Below are 25,916 nucleotides of genomic sequence, written 5' to 3'. Positions count from 1 at the left end.
CTAAACCAGTTCCTTTTAGGAGCTGGTTTTTTAGATTGAAATAAATTAATTTAAAATCTCGGAAAAAAGTTTTCTGAACTTTTCTTTATCCTCATTTGTCATAGCTCTAGGACCTTTTGTCTTTTGACCACTTCTTCGTGCTTTTGCATGAGCATGACGTGTGTGAAGTAAATCGTCAATATTTTGATTTGTGTACAAAAATCCTTTATGATGTATTACTGTACAGTCTTTTGCTAAAGCAAGCGAAGCTAATCCATAATCTTGAGTTATAATGATGTCCTTACTTTTTGCTAAATACATAATTCGATAATCAACCGAATCTGCACCAGTATCGACATAAACCGATTGCGCTCCTGGGGGATCATCTTGAGGTGAGAAGTGTGAATAACTTTTAACTAGGATAACTGGTAAGTTAACTTTTAAAGCTTCTGCAATTATGATTTCTTTAACTGGACAAGCATCAGCGTCAACATATATTTTCATGAAATTCTCCTTTTCCATTACATATGAAAGTAATAATAATGGTAGACTTAAAATTATGTTTAGTCAATTTTAGTTTTACTACACTGAATCAATTTCATAATTACCTTATCCAGCACTTGTCAGTCACATATAGTTTGGGCTGATAAGTGCAAAAAATCAGTAATATGAAATTGACTAACACTATTAATTTATTATTTCATGCGAATAAGTTATAAGTAATAAGTCAAAAATTAAACAAGAATCTCTTTTAAGGAAAGAAGGCAATCTTATGACAAAATTAAAAACAGGTACAATTGAAACGTTATCAGTCCTAAGAAAAATAGATACTGGCTATGTTTTAACTAATGGAGAAGATGAGGTACTTTTACATATTAGTGAATCCAACGACGATTTAAAAGAAAAAGATGATATAACTGTGTTCCTTTATCAAGATAAAAAAGGACAGCTTATTTCCACTATGACTATCCCAACCGTTCAATTTGATGCATATGATTGGGCGGAAGTGGTGGAAGTTGTAGATAAACTTGGCGTATTTGTTAATATCGGCATCAAAAAAGAAATATTAGTCTCAAATGACGATTTACCCTTATTTGAATCGGTTTGGCCACAAGTTGGGGATATGCTATATGTAGCCTTAGATAATGACCAAAAAGAACGACTTATCGCTAAGCCTGTTACGGAGGATGACTTCGGAGGTCAATGGGACCAAGCACCCGAATCTTTGGATAAATCTCCTATTAATGGTCGAGTTTTTCATACAAATAAAGAAGGTTCAGTTATTATAACCGAGGAAGGCTATCGAGGTTTTATCCATAATTCTGAACGAAAACAAGAACCCCGCCTTGGTGAATGGGTTAATGGCCGAGTTATTGAAGTAAAAGCTGATGGAACATTAAACGTTTCACTTCTACCACTCAAACAAGATAGTCTTGTTCAAGATTCACAGACTATCGTCAACTATCTAGAGAAAAATGAAGGAATGATGCACTTCAGTGATAAAAGTGATCCAACCGACATTAAAAACACATTTAATATTAGTAAAGCCGCTTTTAAACGTGCTTTAGGTAGGCTCATGAAAGAAAATAAAGTAGAACAGCAAGAAGGAAAAACTTATCTAAAATCACCGAATAATAACTAAAATAGATTTGTGTGTAAAGTAACCAACCTTATCAAAATAAAAAGGAGGTTACTTTTTTTATCAGTAAAGAAAACTAGATATTTTTTAAAAATATCGGAATAATTAATAAATGGACTTTAGATAATTAACTATAGTATTATTTTGTTAGATGAAAGTGGACCTAAGAAAAAGAACAGGGGAAAAACAATGATTAAATTCATAGAAAACGAACAACTAGAAATGATTAATTTAATTAAAAAATTGGTTAATATAGATAGTGGATCACACCTGAAATCGGGCGTAGATAAGGTTGGAGAAATTATAGCATTAGAGTTTTTTGAGCTTGGATTTATTATTCAGGAAGTTAAAAATGACGAATACGGAAACCATTTAATTATAAAACATAAGCAAGCAATTAATCCCTCAATCATTGTACTTGCACATCTAGATACTGTTTTTCCTGAAGGCACAGCAGGCGAACGTCAATTTCGGATTAAGGGAGACAGGGCATATGGTCCAGGTGTCATTGATATGAAATCAAGCCTAGTTGTTGTTTTATATGCAGTAAAAGCGCTTATACATGAGGGTGATCAAGGAGTTAAAAATATTCAACTAGTACTTAATAGTGATGAAGAAATTGGGTCTCTAACTTCTAGACTGCTTATTGAGCGGGAAGCTAAAGGAAAAAAATATGCATTAGTAATGGAACCAGCTAGAAAAAATGGCTCACTTGTTTCGTCGAGGCGCGGTAAAGGAAATTATACAATAAGTGTTAAAGGAAAAGCAGCACACTCTGGGATAGAACCTGAAAAAGGGAGGAGTGCTATCGAAGAATTAGCTTACAAAATTATTCAGTTACACGAATTATCTGATCTCGATAACGGTATAAGCGTTAATGTAGGATTAATTGAAGGAGGGTCTTCAGTTAATACAGTGTCGGATCATGCTGTAGCTCATATTGATATCAGAATTGCTGAAATGGACCAAGCAGAACCCTTAGAGGAAAAAATCGAAAAAATTTGTTCAACAACTGACGTAGCTGGGACAGTGGTCTCCTTAGAAGGTGAGATAAACCGGCCTCCTATGGAAAAAAACAAAAAAACTGAAAAACTTCTAGGTATTATTAGGGAAATAGGGGATAAAATCGGTATTGAGATTGAAGATACCGCTACAGGAGGAGGTTCTGACGCTTCTTTCACTTCTGCACTAGGTATCGCCACTATTGACGGTTTAGGTCCAATTGGTGGGAATGCCCACAGTGATAAAGAATATCTAGAACTATCGTCACTTATTCCAAGAACTCTATTACTAGCAACAATTATCCAAAGATTAAGTAGAAGTTAGTAATAAGAAAAAAAGTAAGTATTTTTCCTAAAGTTAAAAGTCGAATAGTTCTATATGAATAAGAAAGTTAATATTATACATCCTAAAATTGGCACGATCTTTAATTTTAAAGTTGACCAATAAAGGAGTGAAATCAATCGATGGATCAAAACTTAGCATACTTACACGAAGTACTTTCAAACTATACAGAAGACAATGAAGCTGCTCAGGATATTGATCGAAAGATAAGTAATCTTAATTTTTCATCAGAAGAAGAGTTTGTAAAAGAACTAAATCAGGAACAAATTCAGTTACTCAGCCAAATACTCAGTAAAGAGATGCATCACGCAAACGAATCAGGAGATCATGAACGTGGATTTCAATTAAATGAAGTAAACGAATTGTTATTTTAACTAAGAAAATGAGTAGTTACCGAATCCTTTTCAACAGAATTTAGAACGGAATTGTCAATTCAATTGTAAAGTAAAAGCCCTTATTTTAAAACTAATAAGGGCTTTTTAATGACTAGATATAATTTAACCGACATCGTAACTTCTTAAAAAATGAAGCGACTGCTCTAGAGATTGTTTTTCTTCAAAATTTAAGGGAATTAAAGGTAGACGAACAGAGCCTACATCTAAACCAGTTAAAGCAAGGGCTTCTTTTACAGCAGTTGGATTTGGTGCCATAAACAATGTTCTTATTATCGGAAGAATATGTTGATGAATGTCGGCAGCTCTTTGTTGATTGCCTGTTGAATAACTACGAATCATTTCTTGCATATCATTTCCGATAATATGTGATGCTACAGAGACGACTCCATTTCCTCCAATCGATAATACAGGTAATGTAAGTCCATCGTCACCGCTGTACAATGTAAAGAATTTATCTGTTTCTCTTATTATTTTTGTCATAGCATCAAGATCAGCACTAGCTTCTTTTACTGAAACAATATTTTCTATTTCGGAAAGACGTATAATAGTTTCAGGTGTCATATTCACAACACTTCTACCAGGAATATTATAAAGCATAACAGGTAGGATTGTAGACTTAGCGATAGCCTTGAAGTGTTGATACATTCCTTCTTGTGAAGGTTTGTTATAGTAAGGTGTTACAAGCATAATCCCATCTACCCCAACGTTTTCTGCTTGTTTTGTTAGTTCGATGGAGGCATAGGTATTATTAGAACCTGTACCTGCAATTACTGGAACTCGTTTTTTTACTTTCTTGACGACAAACTGCAGTAATGAAAGTTTTTCTTCATTAGAAAGCGTTGGTGACTCTCCAGTGGTTCCTGCTACAACTAAAGCATCCGAACCGTTTGCAATTAAATGATTGATTAAAGTTTCCGTTTTTACGTAATCGATGTTCCCAATTTGGTCAAATGGCGTAACCATTGCTGTTAATACACGACCAAAATTCATTACAATCACCTCTATTCATAGTTTTAAACAACTTTCAAAATAAACGACAACATTCATATGAATAGAGGGTATCTCATCACAACGAAAAAGATTTGAAAAAGAAAAAATGCAACAACAATAGCTGAAGCTATCGTTGTTGCATCATTATTATCTCCATTATGATGCACGAGATAGCCCTCCATATAGCGAATCATCTAGCTATATGACAGCACTGCATTTAATTCAATACAGAACCAGTGCAGTAGAATTATGAGTTTCTACTCACTTCGGCAAATTCCCCTTTCAGCTACCTTCTAGCGGAGCTCATTCTCCTCTTGTAACTTACTAATGGTCATTGCACCTCTATCCTCACTTCAATAATTTATTGAAGTAAAGCATATAAAATTGTACTTAAACTATATCAAACATTTTATTATGTTGCAATGAAATGCACTAAAATTTTTCAAAAAGAATTAGTAGGATTGTTTGGAGTGCTATCTATATTTAAACAGCAAATATACCATCCAAATTAACGTATATTTATACAACAAATAATAAAAATAGTTTGAATAGTAAAAATATTTTTGCTAACTTATTTAAAATAAAAGTGTAGATTTTTAAAGTAGGAAGAAGTGTTAGAGCGAATAATATAATTTTAAATTTATAAACTTTTGTATTAATAATTTATACATTAAAGCATACACTTTATAAATATGTTCTTTCTGAAGACAGACTTATATGTCTTAGATTTTGATTTATAAAACTAGAAATCTATCTAAGGAGTAAATTGGCGGTATTCACAAGAACCTATTTATAAAAACCAAATTCTATCACCATTTATATTATGGGTTTAAAAAGATAGAAAGTAAGTGACAAGATAAGGGGGAACAAGATGATTCGTAAAGAAATGGTGGCAATGTTATTAGCAGGTGGAGAAGGAAGTAGGTTGGGAAACTTAACTAAGTGGATTGCTAAACCAGCCGTACCGTTTGGGGGTAAGTATCGAATTATTGATTTCACACTGAGTAACTGTAACAATTCTGGAATAGACACTGTAGGGGTATTAACACAGTACCAGCCACTAATACTTAATTCTTATCTCGGAGTTGGAACTGATTGGGATTTAAACAGAAAGCGCGGAGGTCTCAAAATATTACCACCGTTTGTACAAAAGTCAGGCGGACGTTGGTATAAAGGAACCGCAAATGCTATCTACGAAAATATCCCTTTTATTGAACAATACGACCCAGAATTTGTTTTGGTTATTTCCGGTGATCACATTTACAATATGGATTATACGAAAATGCTTGACGCACATAAGCACTCTAATGCAGATGCTACTATATCAGTTATAGAGGTTCCTTGGGGAGAAGCAAATCGATTCGGAATAATGAATACTAGCAAAAACTATCAAATATCAGAGTTTGAAGAAAAACCTGATAACCCAAAGAACAACCTCGCTTCAATGGGTGTTTACATCTTTAATTGGCAAACACTTAAACGATACCTTATTGATAACGAACATACATCATCAAGCTACGACTTCGGCAAGGATATAATTCCAGCAATGTTAGCCGATAACCGTTCACTAGTTGCCTATCCATTTGAAGGATATTGGAAGGATGTAGGCACGATTGAGAGTCTTTGGCAAGCCAACTTAGACTTACTAGATAACGATGTTGCGCTGGATTTAAACAATCGTCATTGGCGAATCCGTTCTGCGGACCCAAATATGCCGCCACAGTATATTGGCCCGAACGCAAAAGTGACACGATCAATGGTTAATGAAGGCTGTGTTGTCATGGGTGATATTAACCATTCTGTTTTATTCTATGACTCTCATGTAGATGAAGGAAGCTTCATAAAAGATTCTATCATTATGCCGCATGCAAAGATTGGTAAAAATGTCACAATTCACCGTGCAATTATCAGTGAAGGAGTAATAATTCCAGATGGAGTTACTATTGGTAACCCACAAGGGCCCATTGAATTAATTGATCAATCTTCTAATTACAAACAGTTTTATCGTTCATCGGTAAATTAAAGGAGTGAAACATAAATGAACAATATTCTTGGTATCATTCATGTAGCAAATGACAATAAAAGATTACAGCCACTAACAAATCATCGATGTAAAGCTTCTATCCCTTTTGGTAGCAGATATAGAATGATTGATTTTATATTATCTAGTATGGTTAATTCAGATATTCAAAATATTGGTGTTTTCACACCATTAAATAATCGGTCACTGCTTGATCATTTAGGTGATGGTAAAGATTGGGATCTAGATCGCAAACAAGATGGTTTATTCATTTTTCCCTCTGATCGCTTGAAGGAAACTGGTAATCTCACAGCATTTTATTCAGCGAAAGATTACTTGGAGAAAAGTAGTCAAGATTATGTTTTACTATGCTTCGATACTTTTATCACTAATATTGATTTTCAACCTCTTTATAAACAGCATGTGAAGTCAAGAGCAGATATTACCATCATGTATAAAGATAAGCAAAAAAGCGACAACCATTTTATACCTATTGAAATTGACGATTTTCAGAACATCATAGGCGAACCAAATCAGAGTGAGATTGGTTCTCTAGACATAATGATATTAAGAAAAGAAAAATATCTAGACCTATTAAATGAGCATGTTCACAAAAATGATGATTTTCAAGATGTAATCCTTTATCACATACAAAATAATTCTTTAAACATAAAAGGATTTAAATATAATGGTTACGTGAAAAAAATCAGTACCACACAACAATACTTTGACAGTAATATTGGGCTACTAAACCTAGAGGAAATGAAACAATTATTCAAGGAAAATAATGAAATTTATACTAAATTAAAGGATGAACCACCAACAAAATATTCTGCTTCATCTAAAGTGAATAATTCTTTAATTGCAAATGGGTGTATCATTGAAGGGAATGTTGAAAATAGCATATTATTTCGCGGGGTTCATGTTAAAAGAGGTGCATTGATTAAAAATAGTATTATTATGCCAAATTGTAGAGTTGGCGAATATGCTAAATTAGATCGCATGATCTTGGATAAGGAAGTTATTGTCCTTCCCTATGATAATCTTCAGAGTAGTGAACAGGAACCAAAAGTTATTCCGAAAAAAGAAACTGCCCGGACAAATGTATGATTTAAGCTTTTAGTTTAAACGGGCATGAAGAATTAGCATACTTGTAAGTATTAGTATAAACTTAAACTTCTTTACCAGTTAGAGAATAGAAGATATAGAAGCGCATGTTCAAAAAGGTGCCAAAGTAGAACAAGAAGGCCCGAGAAGGCTTAGCTCTTTAGCAAGGGAACGTATGGAATAAGCGAGTAGCAAAAAGTAAGACAAAAAAAGATTTGAACTTCGACAAATAATAAAAATGATGAAGATCCGATGATTGCTTTAAATCGGATCTTCATATTAATTTATAATAATCACTAATGTGATAGTGCTGGCCTCTTAAAAAATTCTACCATTTACTACGATTTGAAGACTCACTCTATTTTACCTTAAAAATTTAACTATGTTTGTTAAATATACAAGACATCCGAAACCTTATGTTTTACAATAGGGATACAGAATGTTGAAAGCGCTTTAAAAAATATTATTAGTGAAGGAAGTATTTATTCAAACAAAACTAGTAATTTAGAGTTTGGAAAGTATATTAAAGTACTAAGGGGGAATCCATTTATGGGAAAGACAGTCATTGTCAGTGGAGCAAGAACACCTGTTGGTAAAATGGGAGGAGGGCTTTCAGGGTTTACAGCATCACAGCTAGGTGGAAAAGCAATTAAAGCAGCACTTGATCGATCAGGACTAAAAGGAAAAGACATTGAACATGTAATTTTGGGAAGTGTTCTTCAAGGTGGACAAGGTCAACTTCCATCACGTCAAGCGATGCATGAAGCAGGTATTCCATGGGAAACAGAGACCGAAACCATTAACAAAGTTTGTGCTTCAGGAATGAGAAGCGTGACATTAGCTGACATTCTTATCCAGGCAAACGAGCAGGATACAATTGTTGCAGGCGGCATGGAGTCGATGAGCCAAGCTCCTTTTTTTGTTAAAGGCGCACGATTTGGTTTTAAAATGGGCGAACAAAAATTCTATGACATGATGATCCATGATGGACTTACATGCACTTTTACTGGAGTACATATGGGGAATTACGGTAATGACGTAGCTAAAAAGTATAACATAACACGCCAAGCACAAGATGAATGGTCTTATCGAAGTCATCAATTGGCCTGTGAGGCAATTGATTCGGGGAAATTCGCTGAAGAAATTGTCGCTGTTGAAGTCCCACAACGGAAAGGGAATTCAGACGTTGTCACACACGATGAATCACCAAGAAAGGACACCTCACTCGAGCGTTTGAGGAAACTGAAGCCGGTATTTGGTTCAGATGGAACAATTACCGCCGGGAACGCACCTGGAGTCAATGATGGGGCAGCAGCACTCATACTGATGTCTGAAGAAAAGGCGAAACAAAGAGGACTAGATCCTTTAGCTACCATTTTAGCTCATACACAGCTAGCTGTTGAACCAAAAAAATTTCCAACAACTCCTGGTCTTGTTATTAATAAATTATTAGAAAAAACAGGAAAATCTATCGACGATATCGATTTATTTGAAGTAAATGAAGCATTCGCGGCTGTCTCGTTAGTCAGTGGACAAATCTCTGGTTTAATTCCAGAGAAGCTGAATGTAAACGGAGGGGCTGTTGCACTTGGGCACCCAATCGGAGCCAGTGGAACGAGAATTATTCTTACGCTCATCTATGAACTTAAACGACGCGGAGGCGGAATAGGTATTGCTGCCATATGTAGCGGTGGCGGTCAAGGTGACGCGATTATGATTGAAGTATAAACAAGCTTTTGATCAGATTGAATAACGGGTTAGCCATAAAGGAGCGTAGTGTGATATGGATATTCAGCAAGTTATGGTTGTTGGCGCAGGTCAAATGGGTGCAGGTATTGCCCAAGTATGCGCTACGTACGGTTACAATGTGACGTTGCACGATATAGAAGAAGAGCATGTGGAAAAAGGATTAAAAAGCATACGAAAACAGTTAGAGCGACAAGTCAACAAAAAACAAATCTCCCAATCAGACATGGATAGATTTTTGCAACGTATCCACTTATCTACGAAAATACGCAACTCAGAAAGCCAAGACATTATTATCGAAGCCGCAGTAGAAAACATAGAAATAAAAAAAAGCATCTTTGCTGATTTAGATAAATTTGCTCCAGATCATGCCATTCTGGCAACGAACACGTCTTCACTGTCAATCACAGAAATCGCCGCAGAAACAAAACGCCCGGAAAAAGTCATTGGTATGCACTTTATGAACCCCGTTCGGGTCATGAAACTCGTCGAAATCATTCGTGGATTAGCCACATCTGACGAGACGTTCCGAGTTGTTAAAAAAATGGCTGAATCATTGAATAAGTCTACAGTTGAAGTCAACGATTTTCCAGGATTCGTTTCTAACAGAATCTTAATGCCCATGATTAACGAAGCAATCTACACCGTTTTTGAAGGTGTAGCAACAGTAGAAGATATAGATGAAGTGATGAAATTAGGGATGAACCATCCAATGGGACCACTGACATTAGCTGATTTTATCGGTCTCGATACGTGTCTGTATATTATGGAAACACTGCAAGAAGGTATCGGAGATGATAAATACAGACCTTGTCCCTTATTAAGAAAATACGTTAAGGCGGGGTGGCTCGGTAAAAAAACAGGACGTGGTTTTTACAACTACAGTAATTAAAGGGGGTGCCATTATGAATCTGAACTGGTCAGATGAGCAACAGACGATGAGGCAAATGGTACACAAATTTGCTGTGGAGAAAGTTGCAAAAGCGGTAGAACATATGGAAAAAACCGATGAATTCCCGGCGAAACTCGTCAAAGAGATGGGGGAACTAGGTCTAATGGGCATTCCTATTCCACAAAAGTATGGAGGATTGGGAATGGATTACACTTCCTATATTCTTGCAATCCAGGAAATTTCCAGAGTCAGTGCAGCCGTTGGTGTAATTTTATCGGTACATACGTCTGTTGGCACGAATCCAATTCTATATTTTGGCACAGAGGAACAAAAACAAAGATACATTCCAAAGTTAGCATCTGGAAAGTATGTTGGGGCATTTGCATTGTCCGAACCTAGTGCCGGCAGTGACTCTGCTAGCATCAGAACCACAGCGAAACACGATGGAAATGACTATATATTAAATGGTTCAAAAGCATGGATTACCAGTGGTGGTGAGGCTGACACGTACATTGTTTTTGCAAAGACAAACCCTACTGCAGGAAAAAAAGGAATAAGTGCATTTATCGTTGAAAAAGGTACACCAGGTTTTACTGTTCTGTCAAAAGAAAGAAAAATGGGCCTTCACGGCTCGAACACGACAGCCCTCTCGTTTGAAGATTGTCGAATAGCGAAACAAAACTTATTAGGAAAAGAAGGTGAAGGATTTAAGATAGCCATGTCCAACTTAAACACAGGACGAATAGGGATCGCTGCTCAATCTCTTGGTGTTTGTCAGGGTGCACTAGAAGCAGCAATCGCCTATGCCAAAAAAAAGAAACAATTTGGTACACCTATTGATGAAATGCAAGGAGTTGCTTCTAAACTTGCAGATATGGTAACTAAATACGAAGCAGCTAAACTACTAACCTATCAAGCAGCAGACTTTGTTTCCAGAAATCTTCCAGTCGGTAATCAGGCTGCGATGGCGAAAATGTTTGCATCAGACTCTGCGATGAATATCACTACTGAGGCGATTCAAGTATTTGGTGAACACGGATACACAAAAGACTATCCGGTGGAACGATTTTTCCGTGATGCGAAGGTAACGCAAATCTACGAAGGAACAAATGAAATCCAGCGATTAGTTATTAGCAACAAACTACTGCGAGACTAAATTTGATTTCGTATTGCCTTTAATTATAGAGGCGCATCCATCCTTGAGAAGTCGTCTGTTAATGAAAATAGTAATCTAGCATTCACACAATTAAATGAACAAGAACTCAAGAATTAAAGGAGGAAACGAATATGAATTTCCAATTATCTGATGAACAACAAATGATTCGAAAAATGGTGCGAGACTTTGCAAAAAATGAGGTTGAGCCAACAGCTGCAGAACGAGACGAAGAAGAACGATTTGATCGATCAATATTTAATCAAATGGGTGAACTAGGCTTGACTGGGATCCCCTGGCCAGAAGAATACGGTGGTATCGGAGCAGACTATTTAAGCTACGTCATCGCTATCGAAGAACTTTCTCGGGTATGTGGATCCACAGGTGTCATGCTTTCTGCACATATTTCACTAGCGGGATGGCCAATTTACAAATTTGGTACAGAAGATCAAAAACAACAATTTTTGCGTCCAATGGCTGAAGGCAAGAAGCTAGGCGCATATGGATTAACTGAACCAAGCGCTGGAAGTGATGCCGCTAATATGAAGTCCACAGCGAAGCGAGATGGAGATAACTACATATTGAATGGATCCAAAATTTTTATTACGAACGGAGGAGAGGCCGATACGTACGTAGTATTTGCCTTAACCGATAAAGACAAAAAGCACAAAGGTTGCACGGCGTTCATATTGGAAAAAGGTATGAAAGGATTTTCGATGGGGAAAAAGGAGAAAAAACTAGGGATACGTTCATCTCCAACACTGGAAATCATCTTTGATAACGTCCACGTTCCAGCGTCTAATCGTCTCGGTAAAGAGGGCGAAGGTTTTAAGATCGCAATGATGACATTGGATGGTGGTCGTAATGGTATTGCTGCTCAAGCAGTGGGTATTGCGCAAGGAGCACTTGATGCAGCTGTCGACTATGCCAAAGAACGAAAACAATTTGGTAAACCGATTGGTGAGATGCAGGGCATTGGGTTTAAGCTTGCTGACATGGCGACAAAAGTAGAAGCATCTCGTCTACTTACTCACCAAGCCGCTTGGAAAGAATCGGCAAACCTCCCTTACGGAAAAGAATCGGCTATGTCGAAGCTTTTTGCAGGGGACTCAGCCATGGAAGTAACAACAGAAGCGGTGCAAGTGTTTGGTGGCTACGGTTATACAAAGGATTATCCAGTAGAGCGTTACATGCGAGATGCAAAAATCACACAAATCTATGAAGGTACAAACGAAGTACAACGACTCGTTATTGCAAAAATGTTATTGCAAGATTAACGTTGATGAATCAAGTAGCTCAGATGATATTGAGCAACTAAAACAATGTACTTACAACGCCAATGAGAAACGAGGGGAATCGTATGACCGAGTATAAACCAACACATCAGATTCGATTTGTAACAGCATCAAGTTTGTTTGACGGGCACGATGCGTCAATTAACATTATGCGAAGAATGCTACAAGCGTCTGGAGCAGAAGTAATCCATTTAGGACACAATCGCTCAGTAGACGAAATCGTTCAAGCTGCGATACAAGAAGACGTTCAAGGGATAGCAATTTCCTCGTATCAGGGTGGACACGTGGATTACTTCAAGTACTTATATGATCAATTACAACAACAAAAGGCAAGTCAGATAAAAATTTATGGCGGTGGTGGCGGTACAATTATTCCATCAGAAATTAAAGAATTACATAAATATGGGATCAAACATATCTTTTCACCGGAAGATGGTAGGAAAAAAGGGTTACAAGGCATGATCGATGAAATGATCCAAGAATGTGATTTCTCCACAAGTGCTACTAAAGACTTATCAACTGTTGACCTTTCAAAAAAGCAAGACGGAGCTATTGCCCATTTTATTACTCTTGCTGAAAAAAAAGTGTTTGAAGAGAAAATGACTATATCAGAGCAAGAGATGTTTCAACAAACGATTCATAATGGCGAACTTCCTCACACGCCTGTTCTTGGTATTACAGGAACGGGTGGTGCTGGAAAAAGCTCTCTAACCGATGAATTAGTACGTCGCTTTATGACAGCGTTCACCGACAAGAGCGTAGCAATCTTATCAGTCGATCCGACAAAAAAGAAAACGGGCGGAGCACTTCTTGGAGATCGTATCCGCATGAACGCTATTCACTCACCAAATGTTTATATGCGTTCACTTGCCACAAGAGATAGCAGACAAGAATTATCAAAAGCAATTTCAGAAGCAATCTTAGTAGTTAAACGAGCAGGATTTGATTTAGTTATCATTGAAACTAGTGGTATTGGTCAAGGCGATGCTGCCATTACGGACGTAGCAGACGTTTCTATGTATGTAATGACGAGCGAATTCGGAGCTCCATCCCAACTAGAAAAAATCGATATGATTGATTTCGCTGATTTAATAGCAATAAATAAGTTTGATCGAAAAGGATCTGAAGACGCTCTACGGGAAGTTCGTAAAGCTTTCCAGCGTAGTCATTTACGATTTGGTGAGCGACCAGAACAGATGCCAGTATACGGATCGATGGCAAGCCAGTTCAATGATCCAGGTACCAATCGACTTTTTTATGAGATGATACAAGTTATTAACCAAAAATGTGGCTCCAAATGGCAGACAGACTTGGGACGGCAAGACGAAATTCAGATTCGTAACGCGGTGATTCCCAAAGAGCAAATTCATTATTTGCGAGAAATCGCTCAAACAATAAAAGAGTATCACGAAGAAACGCTGGCCGAAGTAAAAAAAGCGCGTAGGTGGTTCCAAATACAAGGTACATTGGATGCTCTCAATGACCACGATGAGGTAAGTGTTGATCAAACAGGATTGTTTGAACTAAGAGACCATTACAAAAATTCACTAGCTTCAGACCTAAAACAAGCCCTCGATTCATGGGAAAAAAAGAAACAAACCTATAAACAAGCGAAACTCACCACAAAGATTAGGAACAAAGAAATCATCACCGACTTGCAATCTCGTAGCTTGTCAGGAATTAATATTCCAAAGGTATCACTGCCAACCTTTACTGACTATGGTGAAATTGTCCGCTGGATTCGTTCAGAGAACGTTCCTGGGGAGTTCCCTTATACGGCAGGGGTGTTTCCTTTTAAACGGCAAGGCGAAGATCCTAAACGGCAATTTGCAGGTGAAGGAGGACCTATTAGGACAAATCGTCGCTTCCATTATTTATCACAAGGAGATGATGCTAAGCGTTTAAGTACAGCTTTTGATTCAGTTACTCTTTACGGAGAAGATCCTGATCATCGCCCTGATGTGTATGGGAAAGTCGGAGAAAGCGGCGTTAACATTTGTTCAATAGACGACATGCGAACATTGTATGATGGCTTCAATCTAATCGACCCGTCCACTTCTGTATCAATGACAATCAATGGACCAGCACCTATTATACTCGCCATGTTTATGAACACGGTGATCGACCAGCAATTAGACATTTTCCAGGAAAAAGAAGGACGAGTACCATCAGAAAATGAAACAGCAGATATTCGCGCCAATGCATTAGCCGTCGTTCGCGGCACGGTGCAAGCAGATATTCTAAAAGAAGATCAAGGACAGAATACCTGTATCTTTTCAACGGAATTCGCGTTACGGATGATGGGGGACATTCAACAGTATTTCATTGATCATCATGTGCGTAACTATTACTCTGTTTCTATTAGTGGCTACCACATTGCCGAGGCTGGTGCGAATCCAATCAGTCAATTAGCATTTACATTGGCTAATGGATTCACTTATGTGGAATATTACCTGAGCCGTGGTATGAGCATCGACGATTTCGCTCCAAACTTATCGTTCTTTTTTAGTAATGGATTAGATCCTGAATATACGGTCATCGGTCGTGTAGCTCGCCGTATTTGGGCTGTCGCAATGAAAAATAAATACGGTGCTAATCAACGAAGTCAAAAACTCAAATACCATATACAAACATCCGGCAGATCGTTACATGCACAAGAAGTAGATTTTAATGATATTCGCACGACACTGAGCGCATTAATGGCTATCTATGACAATTGCAATTCACTGCATACGAATGCGTATGATGAAGCGGTCACAACACCAACAGAAGAAAGTGTTCGGCGAGCGATGGCAATTCAATTGATTATCACAAAAGAAATGGGATTGGCGAAAAATGAGAATTCTCAGCAAGGTTCGTTTATCATAGAAGAACTAACGGACTTGGTTGAGGAGGCAGTTCTGTTTGAATTAGAGCAAATGAATGATCGTGGTGGTGTTCTTGGTGCGATGGAAACCCAGTATCAACGTGGAAAAATTCAAGAAGAATCTTTATTATATGAAAGAAAAAAACATAGTGGTGAATTACCAATTGTAGGTGTAAATACGTATTTGAATCCTAACCCTCCATCAGATGAAGATTTCGATATGGAGTTGGCCCGAGCTTCGACAAAAGAAAAAGAAAAACAAATTAGTAATTTGGAAATTTTCCAGAAAAAATTTAACAAAGATTCAAGTAAAGCATTGAATCAATTGAAACAAGTCGCTCTCTCAGGAGGCAACTTGTTTGAAGAGCTAATGAAAACCGTTCGAGTAGCAAGTCTAGGTCAGATAACCACCGCCTTATATGAAGTAGGAGGGAAGTATAGACGAAATTTATAGAATGATTAACAACACTAAACTGGCCTTGGGTCAGTTTTTTTGTTAGTAAAATTATAATTTAACTCTTAACTGGCGAAAATTACTAGAATAAAACTAGTAATTTAAACCCTATTGTTAATTATCGAGAAGTAAAATCTAGTATAATTAAAAATAAGAATTAAATCGAAATCTTTTAAAGAAAGAGGAGGTCAATTTCATATGAAATTTTTTCACACCGCCGACTGGCATTTAGGCAAACTTGTTCAAGGTGTTTATATGACAGAAGATCAACGACTAATCTTAGATCAATTTATCGATGAAATAAAGAAGGAAAAGCCCGATGCAGTTATCATTGCAGGTGATTTGTATGATCGCGGTGTCCCTCCAACTGAAGCTGTCAATCTATTAGACGATATATTAGAAACTATTGTTGTCGAATTAAATACGCCTGTTCTTGCTACTGCTGGCAACCACGATAGTCCAGGTCGGTTAAATTTTGGAAGTAGAATAATGAAAAATAATGGTTTGCATATCATTGGGCAGCTCTCTGATCAAACAAAACCTGTAATTCTTACCGATGATTTCGGGGAAGTTCACTTTCATCTAGTTCCTTATACAGATCCAAGTATAGTTCGATATGTATTCGAAGAAGAAAATATTCATTCACATAACGATGCTATGAAAATAATCATAGATAATATAAAAAAGCATGATCAATCAAACGCAAGACACGTTTTTGTAGGACATGCCTTCGTTACTCCTCATGGAGAAGCGGAAGAAAATACGAGTGATTCCGAACGGCCCCTTTCAATCGGTGGGGCTGAACATGTAGATGCTAATTTATTTACTGACTTTAATTACACGGCACTTGGTCATTTACATCAGGCACATTACGTATTAAATGAAACAATCCAGTATTCAGGATCACCTTTAAAGTATTCTGTTTCAGAAGAAAATCACAAAAAAGGATTCCACATCGTTGATCTAGATCAAAACGGTAACGTATCAATTGAAAAAAGGTTACTAAATCCAATACGAGATATCAGAACCGTCGAAGCAACAATAGATGATTTATTATTACACCCTAACAATAACGATTACGTGTTTGTAAAGCTATTAGACGATGTACCTGTTCTTTCACCTATGGAAAAGGTACGATCTGTTTATCCGAATGCTCTTCATGTAGAACGGGAAGTAATTGTTTCCACAACAAAAAGCGAGCAAAAAGAAAGTACTATAGACCGGAATAAAATGGATGACCTAACCTTATTTAAAGCATTTTATAAAGAAGTAAAAGGAACTGATGTAGCAGAAGATACAGAAACTATATTCAAACAAGTTCTCAATGATTTATTAATAGAAGATGAACTACCATCCTTAACAAACAAAAAGAAAACTATCTCATCTAAATAAATGAGCAGGAAGGAGGAGTAGGACTTGAAACCATTAAAACTTAAACTTACAGCATTTGGTCCTTATAAAAATACAGAAACAATTGATTTTACCGAATTACACAACAACCGATTGTTTGTGGTGTCTGGAAATACAGGCGCTGGCAAAACAACTATATTTGATGGTATTTGCTTTGCATTATATGGATCAGCAAGTGGGGAAGATCGCAATGATTCTAGACTTTTAAGAAGTGATTTTGCTGACGATAATGTTCATACAGCCATAGAATTAGAGTTTGAACTACATGGACGTATTTTTCGTGTGCTTAGACAATTAGGACATGTTAAACAAGGTAATAAAGGTGCTACTGGGGAACGATATGAATTTTATGAAAAAAACGGTGATAAAGAAATCCCTTGCGTAGACAGACAAATAGTTACCGAAATAAATCAGAAAATAGAGGCTCTAATTGGATTGTCTCAAGACCAATTCAGTCAAATAGTTATGCTTCCTCAAGGCGAATTCCGAAAACTATTAACCTCACAAACAGAAAATAAAGAAGAAATATTAAGACGTATTTTTAAAACAGAGCCTTACAAACAAATTAGCGAAAAATTAAAACTCAAGAAAAAAACAGCAGAAGAAACCTATAATCAAAAATCACAACAAAGAGAGAACTTTATAGGAAATATTTCTGCTACATTACCTTCACGTGAGCAGTCTGAGCTATTTAACGTAATTTCACAGGAAAATTATAATGTTAATCAAGTGACTGATGGTTTAGCTAAAGAAGTGGCTTTTTACGAAGGGAAAACACAAGAAGATGACAAAAAATATAATAACGCTTATCAATTACACGACCAAAAACAAACTGATTTCCATAAGGCTAAATCATTAAATGAACAATTTAACGATCTAGATACGAAAGAAGTTAAATTAAAAAGTGCTCTGGATCAAGTGCCACTATTTAATTCAAAAGAGAGACAGCTACATTTAGCTGAACGTGCAAGCACCGTCCAAATTTATGAAAAACAACTAAAAGAATGGCAGGAAACAATCAAATTAAAAAATGAAGTGTTAAATAACGCAACCATTTCTATGAATAAAAGTATTGAGGAATTGGAGCATGCTCAGAAATTCTATCAGCAAGAAGAAAATCAAAAACAGGAACGAGAACATACAAGTAAAAAATTAGACCGTCTGAACGATATCTTGCCTCTTGTTAAAGACAACGATCTCAAAAAACAGCAGCTTTTAAAATTAGAAACAAATGTAAATCAATTAGAGGAACAACTTAAGTCACTAGAAAATCAAATTAAGCTGGAAAAGGACTCTAAAGTAAAACGAAATCAAATCATTAAATCACTCGAATCATCTGTTAACCAACTACCAACAAGTCAACAAAGACTAACAGACATGAGAGAGAAATATAAACAGGTAGACGAATATATTAAACTTAGGGATACACATTCTGAGATTGAGAAAGAGTTAACTACTAAGAAGGGTACGTTTAATTCTGCCAGAGACAAGTACACCAAAATAGAAGCTGCTTGGATAAATGGACAAGCTAGCATTCTCGCAACCCACTTGCATAACGGTCAACCTTGTCCCGTTTGTGGTAGTAAAGAACATCCAAATAAAGTTTCTAAACACGAAGGAACGCCTACAAAGGAAGACCTTGAACTTGCTAAAACCAAAATGAATGAAGTTGAAAGTGATTATCGAACGGTTTTAGCACGTCACGAAACCTCACTTTCAACAATGAAATCCAAACAAAACGATATGAATGAGTATTCTTATCCGTTGAATGAAATTGATTTAATTCGAACAAAGCTAATGGAAGAAGGTTTACAACTAAAGGTTGAAGTAGATCAGCTTAAATCAGCTCAGGAAAAGCTAACAGCTGAAAGGGATTCTTTTGAAAAGATCGAGAAGAAGTTAGACGAATTGGATCTAATAAAAGAACAAGCTACAAAGAGCTATAATGAACAAAAAAATAATTATGATTCACAAAAAGCTGTTTATCAAGAGAGGCTTGAATCTATTCCAGAGGATGTAAGGGACTTAACTACCTTAGAGAGACAAATAAAAGAAACTGAAGCGTTCAAAGCTAAGTTAGAAAAAGCATGGGACCAAGCACAGAAGAGACTTCAACAAACGAAAGAAAGCCACACAAAGGCGCAAACAGATTTGACTCATGCTAAGAGTCAATTACAAGAAACCTCTGATAAAACAGACGCTTCAGAAAAAACATTTAATCAGGCTCTACAAAAAGCAGGATTCACATCCGCCTTAGATTATACGGAAGCGATAATGACTTTAGATACACAAAGTACACTAAAAACAGAAATTGAAGAATTTAATAAAACTCTATCTTTATTGAAAGAACAGGTAAAAGTACTAAAGGACGCTTTAAAAGACAAAAAGAGAGTTGATTTAAGTGAGCTTTCTGAAGAATTAAACCAGTTACGAAAAGCATATGAATCTGCTCTAAATGAGTTGAACCAATCAAAAGAATATCGCAAAGAGGCTTTAGAACTGAAATTAAACATAATTGAAGCAAATGAAAATGTCCGACAAGAAGAACAACAGTTAAATAGAATAACTGATTTGTTTGATGTGATTAGAGGACAAAACAGTTCAAAGATTTCATTTGAACGTTATTTACAAATTGAGTACCTAGAACAAATTATTCAAGCTGCAAATGAACGTTTAAAACGAATATCTAATGGACAATTTTATTTAATGAGAAGTGATCGAATGGAAAGTAGAGGTCGACAGAGTGGATTAGGACTTGATGTATATGATGCATATACCGGTCAAACACGTGATGTAAAAACTCTATCCGGTGGGGAAAAGTTTAATGCCTCTCTTTGTTTGGCACTTGGGATGGCAGACGTTATTCAAAGTTTTCAGGGTGGAGTATCAATAGAGACTATGTTTATTGATGAAGGTTTTGGTTCACTTGATGAGGAATCATTGAACAAGGCTATTGATACATTAATCGACTTACAAAAATCCGGAAGAATGATTGGGGTCATATCCCATGTCCATGAACTAAAGACTGCAATTCCCGCAATTCTTCAAGTGGAAAAGACTAAAGAAGGATTCAGCCGCACAAAATTTATTGTTAGTTAAATATCATCTTGAGTCCACCAATCAATAATTAGCTGGTGGACTTTTATTTGTACTTTAAGTAACACCTATCAACAAAAGTGATATTAACTTTACTGCTTTCGTTCTGCTTGTTTAATAAATTGTTGTTCATCTTCGATTAGACCACATGAGCCACACTGAATTTTTCTGGAAGGACCTTTATATGCTACATGAAAGGGGTCTAAGTTGTCATTGGTGTATTCATTAGTAAGTGCACCTGACTGTGGGTCTAATTTAACAGGTTTTGCAACTTGTTCAATAATGTTAAACCTCGAGCGATTTGTTTTACAATTCGGACATAGATACGGACTCATCACTATTACACCTCCCAAAATTATTATCCCCAAACAAATAATTATTATTACTGGCATAGTAGCTAGTGACACTAGGTTAAAAAAACCCCTCTATATAAGAAGGGCGTATTAACTATTTAATTAACATTCGAATTCTTGTTAACCTTTTTTGTGCGATTACATAATTCATATCTGTTTTTGAAATAAAATGTAAAGTGGGATTGTTAGAATAATTCACTTTTAAAAGGTAATAAGTATTTGGTTTTTTATGTTTTATAACTGCCATTATTTCTGAAAGCGGCAACTTGTAAAATACAGTTCTTACAGTTACGAAATTTTCCAAGAAATGTTTATAAGGATATACTGCGCAATAATTATCATGATATTCGATTAACAGATTATCGAAATTATTAAGCGCTTCTTTTAATTCTGGTTCTCTATAAATCATAATAAAAAACCCCTTTCATACATTAAATGCCTAATAAAACACCTAAATGTTAAGGAGGTTTTTATAGGCAACTGGCTGGCATAGATATACTTTAGCCCCTATAGTTTTGCGTCCTTGCTTTTCAACAAGTTTGCCCTTTCTATTTATTATTATATCATATTTAAAATCTATTATTACTACACTAGATTCAAGTAGGCAACAAAAATTCAAGCTAATTCCAGGTTTTATTCGTACAACCACAATAAAATTTTATGTACATTATTTTCCTGTTAAGCCTATGTTTTTTAAAAAGGAGAGATGTAATGTTAATCAAAGTGCGTAAGTATTACAAATATTTAAAAAATGCACCAATTTCTTTAAGTAATTTCATCCAACAAAAATTCATATGGAAAAAAATTAAGATACCTGATTCTCAGCTTGAAAGAGTATATCATAAACTGAAAGGAACTCTCAAAAAATCAAAAAAACCCCTTACTCTTACAAAAGAAGATCGTATCTTGGTTGATCAGATTAAAACTAGAACAAAAGAATACAATCAAAATAATATAACAAGGACTTCAGCATATTATGATTTTTATATAAAATATCCTGAAATACACTGGACGTTGTTAGCACATATGGTCTCAAGAAACGGTGGATGGAATATGACTGATTTGAAGGGGGATTTAGTTTCTGATTTTCTTAGTGACCAACAAATTAAAAACTTTTTTTTGCTGCTTGAAAAATCTAATGCTCATATTTTTCAAGATGCCTTTCCACAGCTATTACTTTATCAAGCATGTAAAGTAAGAAACAAAAACCTATTTTATCTTCTTCCTGCTTTTAAGGTTTCGGATTTTATGATACCAGTCTGGAATGAATTTTATGAGAAACACAATTCACAGTTACTAACGATTGGGTTAATAATAAATGAACAAAACAATATAGAGGGAAGGGTGATACAAAATAAACAATTCCAAAAGCAAGTATTTAACAGCATTCCCTTTAAAGCTCAGCAACTCTTTCAATTAACAAAAGTCGTCCTACCATATTACTCTAAGAAAGACAAAGTTAAACTTGCTGGTGTAACTGTTTCTGATTTTCACAATTTGAAAGAGCGCATTACGATTGGGAAGACTTTGTACGCTATTTCATTCGGAATAGAGAGCGTTCATAAGGGCGTTGTTAAATTCGCAAACAGACAACGTCACACGGGTTCTAGATCAGATTATTGGCCAAATGTTTTCATGAATAATCCTTGTAATAGTGACAGAGTGTCAAAATCTAAAAAAGTTTGCTCCATCAATACATCACCATTAATTTACAGTCCCTTCCTGCAAGATGCTTGGCCAAATCAACATCATCAATTCGCTATTGTCGATGATTGGTTTACTGAATTAACTGTTTTGGCTGAATTCTCAGCAATCAAAACACCCCATAAATATGATATTACAAGTGAGTATTGTGCATCTCTTTCTAACCTAATGCAACTAAGTATTCTAAAAGAGGGGGGTGATACTAATGAAAAGTAAACACATCTATAAATTTGCAAGTTTTATCAAAAAAAGAAAACTTTATCCTTTTTACCTAAGTGTACCGATATCTAAAAAAATGATTTTGTATCTCTTAAATAAAAACAAACCCAATCTAGTAAATAACATAAGAATAAGTGTTGATGACCATCACCTTAGAATAATGGGGAATTTGAAAAAATCGAGTGTAATAATTCCTTTTTCAGTTGTGCTTAAGCCAACAATATCCAAGGGAAGGGAGATTCATTTTAAAATTGTAGAATTAAAACCAATCAACAATATATGGATCAATAGAATCATTTTAAATAAATCCTCCGTTATTCGTTTTCACGAAGTATTAATTCTAGACTTGAATAAAATAAAAAAAGTAAACATGATTCCATTCGGAAAAATTTATAAAATAAAAATTAAAAAGAAACAAATATGGTGTCAAATCATCGTTTAGATAAACTGTTTTATTAGATTGTTTTTTTAAAAAAATGATATACTATTGTGATTGAAATATACATAGGCTTTTTCAAGAAATCAGTTAGACCTAGAAATGGAGTTATAACATGACAAATATTGGATTAGTATTAGAAGGTGGTGGAATGAAGGGTTTATACACAGCTGGTGTACTGGAGTACTTCATGGAAAATGACTTGTATTTCCCTTATGTCATTGGAGTATCTTCGGGTGCGTGTATGGCTGCTTCATACCTTTCCAGGCAAAGAGGCCGCAACAAAAAAGTAAACATTGACCATATAAATGACCCCCGTTTTATCTCTTTTCGCAACTACGTAAAAAAGAGAGAATTATTTGGAATGGATTTCATATTTGATGAAATTCCAAATCAAATCGTTCCCTTTGATTACCAAACGTTTTTAGGAGGAGCCGAACAATTTGTAGTCGGAACTACGGATTGTCACACTGGTCAAGCTGTTTATTATAGTAAACAAGAAGACGGAGAGCAGATGTTAAAGATTATCCGTGCATCTAGTTCTTTACCTTTTGTATCATCTAGTGTCGAATATAAAGAAAAGTTCTTACTTGATGGTGGAATTATTGATCCTATCCCAATTAAGAAATCACAACATGATGGTAATAAAAAGAATATAATCATTATGACTAAACCAAATAGTTATAGAAAATATCCGAGTAAGTTCTCCAAGATAATGAAAATGATGAATAAAAAATATCCAGCAATTACTGAACCATTGCAACAAAGACATCAGATCTATAATAATACATTATCATTTATAGAAGAAGAAAAGAAAAAAGGGAGTACCTATGTAATTCAACCGAGCAAACCGATTGATGTCAGCAGGATTGAACGAAACAGGGAAAAGTTATTAAATTTGCATGAACTAGGATATCAAGACGCAAAAGCACATGCTGAAGAAATGAACGCTTTCTTAGCTAGTGAGTAGAACAATCACAATATTTAATCATACCGTAAATAAGGTTGGTATTATTTATCCTATTTATAAATTTCAAGATAGACAACGCTTGTGTTCACAGGCGTTGTCTATTTGAATATCAATCGTTGCTAACTTTCACGCTGCTTTTTTACCATCATCTTTAAATTTTTCTGAATGATTTCTTTTAACATCCCAATAATACATCTGAGGAAGACCAAAGTGAGTCCAAAAATCATGAACTAAAGAAGTACCAACAAAAATTATCATATACCAATCAAGTTGTCTCAAGGTAGCAACCCACCTTTCATGATATAACATTGTATTACGAGACAGGTTGTCTAAGTAACAATAGTAGGAAATAATTTCAAAAAATGATAAAGGCAAAACCAACTCAGTGGTTAAATTCCATCTAATTGGTTAAACCAATAGTAATTGATTATCAAATTCAAAATTTAAGGAAAGTGATCATGCTATGGAAGAAATACACGAAGAGAAGTTTTGTAAGAATTGCAATCAAGAAACACTTCATTTAATAACTGAAACAACTATGGAAATAGAATATCGATGTGAAAAATGTAACCATAATGAAAAAGTAGTCAAAACATTTTTTTGAAATTTGAATGACAACGTCCTTATGTCTATCTTCATTGTTAAATTACAAAATTAAAAAAGACTTAACGTATTAGCCAATGCATCATCAACATGTGTATGGCTAATTTTTTTAGACGTCTCTAATATTGACAACAATTTTCACTATATGTTACATTTATCTCGAATTAAAGATATTTTCATATTAATAATTTGTAAGAACTTTGATACTTCGAGTTAACCTTTAACAATTTACCAAAAGTGGAGGAATAAAAATGAATCAAATAAAAGGGATGCACCACGTAACAGCTATTACTAGTAGCGCGGAAAAAAACTATGAATTTTTCACATATGTTTTAGGGATGCGTTTAGTCAAGAAAACTGTTAATCAAGATGATATTCAAACCTATCATCTATTTTTCGCTGATGATACAGGTAGTCCTGGTACTGATATGACCTTCTTCGATTTCCCAGGTATTCCAAAAGGTGCCCACGGGACAAATGAAATCTCAAAAACCTCCTTCCGTGTACCAAGTGATGATGCGTTAGATTATTGGTTAAAACGCTTTGATCGCTTAGAAGTAAAACATACTGGTATAAAAGAACAATTCGGTAAAAAGACGTTATCTTTCGTTGATTTCGATGAACAAAACTATCAACTGATTTCAGACGAATTAAATAAAGGTGTTGAGTCAGGCAAAGCTTGGCAAAATGGACCAGTCCCACTTGAATATGCTATTACTGGTTTAGGACCACTATTTGTACGTATTGCCGACTTTGATTACTTTAAAGAAATGATGGAAAAAGTTCTATTATTCAAAGAAATAGATCAAGAAGAGTCCTTACATTTATTTGAGGTTAGCGAAGGTGGAAATGGTGCACAGGTTATTGTAGAACATAACGTCATTCTTCCCCGAGCACAACAAGGATTTGGTACAGTTCACCATGCCGCGTTTTGTGTTGACGACCGTGCAGCATTAGATGAATGGGATAAACGTTATCAAAGTTTTGGTTTCCAGACTTCTGGTTATGTTGATCGTTTCTTCTTCAAATCATTATACTCAAGAGTTGCACCACAAATTTTGTTTGAACTCGCAACTGAGGGTCCAGGATTTATGGGGGATGAACCATACGAAACACTAGGAGAGAAATTATCATTACCTCCATTCCTAGAAGATAAGCGTGAACAAATCGAAAAATCAGTTCGACCGATTGATACGGTAAGAAGCACAAAAGATTTTACTAAAGAATAATAAATAAGCTGGATGT

The 25,916-nt window shown here is 35.5% G+C and carries 21 protein-coding genes and 2 riboswitches; of the genes, 16 read left to right on the top strand and 5 right to left on the bottom strand.

Going from position 1 to position 25,916, the window contains the following annotated elements; all coding sequences use genetic code 11:
• Positions 1 to 45 precede the first annotated feature (45 nt).
• Positions 46 to 483: a YaiI/YqxD family protein gene (locus tag LD272_RS01390; RefSeq protein ID WP_226034794.1), complete on the bottom strand. Its 438-nt coding sequence runs from the start codon at positions 481 to 483 to the stop codon at positions 46 to 48.
• Positions 484 to 751: 268 nt separating this feature from the next.
• Here LD272_RS01390 and LD272_RS01385 point away from each other — a divergent pair, with 268 nt between their 5' ends.
• The 3 genes from LD272_RS01385 to LD272_RS01375 all read left to right on the top strand — a co-directional run bounded on the left by LD272_RS01385 (position 752) and on the right by LD272_RS01375 (position 3,336).
• Entirely contained in the window at positions 752 to 1,621 is an 870-nt protein-coding gene (locus LD272_RS01385; RefSeq protein ID WP_226034793.1) for a CvfB family protein, read from the top strand.
• A gap of 186 nt (positions 1,622 to 1,807) precedes the next feature.
• Positions 1,808 to 2,944: a M20 family metallopeptidase gene (locus tag LD272_RS01380; RefSeq protein ID WP_226034792.1), complete on the top strand. Its 1,137-nt coding sequence runs from the start codon at positions 1,808 to 1,810 to the stop codon at positions 2,942 to 2,944.
• 140 nt (positions 2,945 to 3,084) lie between these two features.
• Positions 3,085 to 3,336: a sigma-G-dependent sporulation-specific acid-soluble spore protein CsgA gene (locus LD272_RS01375; RefSeq protein ID WP_226034791.1), complete on the top strand. Its 252-nt coding sequence runs from the start codon at positions 3,085 to 3,087 to the stop codon at positions 3,334 to 3,336.
• 123 nt (positions 3,337 to 3,459) lie between these two features.
• Here LD272_RS01375 and dapA read toward each other — a convergent pair whose 3' ends face one another.
• Positions 3,460 to 4,347: a 4-hydroxy-tetrahydrodipicolinate synthase gene (gene dapA / locus LD272_RS01370; protein WP_226034790.1), complete on the bottom strand. Its 888-nt coding sequence runs from the start codon at positions 4,345 to 4,347 to the stop codon at positions 3,460 to 3,462.
• Positions 4,348 to 4,510: 163 nt separating this feature from the next.
• Positions 4,511 to 4,700: riboswitch (Lysine riboswitch) on the bottom strand.
• A gap of 518 nt (positions 4,701 to 5,218) precedes the next feature.
• Between dapA and LD272_RS01365 the strand changes: the two genes are divergently transcribed.
• The 9 genes from LD272_RS01365 to LD272_RS01325 all read left to right on the top strand — a co-directional run bounded on the left by LD272_RS01365 (position 5,219) and on the right by LD272_RS01325 (position 20,389).
• Positions 5,219 to 6,370 carry a glucose-1-phosphate adenylyltransferase gene (locus LD272_RS01365; protein WP_226034789.1) on the top strand — a complete coding sequence of 384 codons (1,152 nt, stop codon included), beginning with the start codon at positions 5,219 to 5,221 and terminating at the stop codon, positions 6,368 to 6,370.
• 15 nt (positions 6,371 to 6,385) lie between these two features.
• Positions 6,386 to 7,477 (top strand): glucose-1-phosphate adenylyltransferase subunit GlgD, encoded by a 1,092-nt coding sequence (gene glgD, locus LD272_RS01360; RefSeq protein ID WP_226034788.1) that lies wholly within the window; start codon positions 6,386 to 6,388, stop codon positions 7,475 to 7,477.
• 546 nt (positions 7,478 to 8,023) lie between these two features.
• Positions 8,024 to 9,202 (top strand): acetyl-CoA C-acetyltransferase, encoded by a 1,179-nt coding sequence (locus tag LD272_RS01355; protein ID WP_226034787.1) that lies wholly within the window; start codon positions 8,024 to 8,026, stop codon positions 9,200 to 9,202.
• Between the two features lie 55 nt (positions 9,203 to 9,257).
• Positions 9,258 to 10,112, top strand: a complete 855-nt coding sequence (locus LD272_RS01350) for a 3-hydroxybutyryl-CoA dehydrogenase (RefSeq protein WP_226034786.1) — start codon at positions 9,258 to 9,260, stop codon at positions 10,110 to 10,112.
• A 13-nt stretch (positions 10,113 to 10,125) separates the two neighbouring features.
• The gene (locus tag LD272_RS01345) at positions 10,126 to 11,268 is read left to right on the top strand and encodes an acyl-CoA dehydrogenase (protein WP_226034785.1); all 1,143 of its coding nucleotides are present in this window, start codon (positions 10,126 to 10,128) and stop codon (positions 11,266 to 11,268) included.
• A gap of 131 nt (positions 11,269 to 11,399) precedes the next feature.
• Positions 11,400 to 12,542 carry an acyl-CoA dehydrogenase gene (locus tag LD272_RS01340; protein WP_226034784.1) on the top strand — a complete coding sequence of 381 codons (1,143 nt, stop codon included), beginning with the start codon at positions 11,400 to 11,402 and terminating at the stop codon, positions 12,540 to 12,542.
• Between the two features lie 83 nt (positions 12,543 to 12,625).
• A complete protein-coding gene (gene icmF / locus LD272_RS01335; RefSeq protein WP_226034783.1) occupies positions 12,626 to 15,880 on the top strand; it encodes a fused isobutyryl-CoA mutase/GTPase IcmF in 3,255 nt (1,084 codons plus the stop codon).
• 198 nt (positions 15,881 to 16,078) lie between these two features.
• On the top strand, positions 16,079 to 17,272 hold the full coding sequence (locus LD272_RS01330) for an exonuclease SbcCD subunit D (protein ID WP_226034782.1): 1,194 nt from the start codon (positions 16,079 to 16,081) through the stop codon (positions 17,270 to 17,272).
• A 24-nt stretch (positions 17,273 to 17,296) separates the two neighbouring features.
• On the top strand, positions 17,297 to 20,389 hold the full coding sequence (locus tag LD272_RS01325) for an AAA family ATPase (protein ID WP_226034781.1): 3,093 nt from the start codon (positions 17,297 to 17,299) through the stop codon (positions 20,387 to 20,389).
• Between the two features lie 89 nt (positions 20,390 to 20,478).
• On the opposite strand, the gene LD272_RS01320 is transcribed toward LD272_RS01325, so the two are convergent.
• Positions 20,479 to 20,724: a DNA alkylation repair protein gene (locus tag LD272_RS01320; protein WP_226034780.1), complete on the bottom strand. Its 246-nt coding sequence runs from the start codon at positions 20,722 to 20,724 to the stop codon at positions 20,479 to 20,481.
• 109 nt (positions 20,725 to 20,833) lie between these two features.
• Positions 20,834 to 21,148, bottom strand: a complete 315-nt coding sequence (locus LD272_RS01315) for a hypothetical protein (RefSeq protein ID WP_226034779.1) — start codon at positions 21,146 to 21,148, stop codon at positions 20,834 to 20,836.
• A 63-nt stretch (positions 21,149 to 21,211) separates the two neighbouring features.
• A riboswitch (cyclic di-GMP riboswitch) is annotated at positions 21,212 to 21,293 on the bottom strand.
• A 157-nt stretch (positions 21,294 to 21,450) separates the two neighbouring features.
• Between LD272_RS01315 and LD272_RS01310 the strand changes: the two genes are divergently transcribed.
• The 3 genes from LD272_RS01310 (at position 21,451) to LD272_RS01300 (ending at position 24,068) form a co-directional block, all read left to right on the top strand.
• Positions 21,451 to 22,659, top strand: a complete 1,209-nt coding sequence (locus LD272_RS01310) for a DUF2515 family protein (RefSeq protein WP_226034778.1) — start codon at positions 21,451 to 21,453, stop codon at positions 22,657 to 22,659.
• Entirely contained in the window at positions 22,649 to 23,104 is a 456-nt protein-coding gene (locus tag LD272_RS01305) for a hypothetical protein (protein WP_226034777.1), read from the top strand. Before LD272_RS01310 ends, LD272_RS01305 begins: the two co-directional genes overlap by 11 nt.
• Positions 23,105 to 23,213: 109 nt before the next feature.
• Positions 23,214 to 24,068, top strand: a complete 855-nt coding sequence (locus tag LD272_RS01300; RefSeq protein WP_226034776.1) for a patatin-like phospholipase family protein — start codon at positions 23,214 to 23,216, stop codon at positions 24,066 to 24,068.
• Between the two features lie 126 nt (positions 24,069 to 24,194).
• On the opposite strand, the gene LD272_RS01295 is transcribed toward LD272_RS01300, so the two are convergent.
• Positions 24,195 to 24,347: a hypothetical protein gene (locus tag LD272_RS01295; protein WP_226034775.1), complete on the bottom strand. Its 153-nt coding sequence runs from the start codon at positions 24,345 to 24,347 to the stop codon at positions 24,195 to 24,197.
• A gap of 575 nt (positions 24,348 to 24,922) precedes the next feature.
• Between LD272_RS01295 and LD272_RS01290 the strand changes: the two genes are divergently transcribed.
• Entirely contained in the window at positions 24,923 to 25,900 is a 978-nt protein-coding gene (locus LD272_RS01290) for a ring-cleaving dioxygenase (protein ID WP_226034774.1), read from the top strand.
• Positions 25,901 to 25,916 lie beyond the last annotated feature (16 nt).

It is taken from the genome of Aquibacillus saliphilus, assembly GCF_020404745.1.
Taxonomy (GTDB): Bacteria; Bacillota; Bacilli; order Bacillales; family Amphibacillaceae; genus Aquibacillus; species Aquibacillus saliphilus.
Note: the sequence above shows the minus strand (reverse complement) of the source record. Positions and strands in the feature narration are given on the sequence as shown.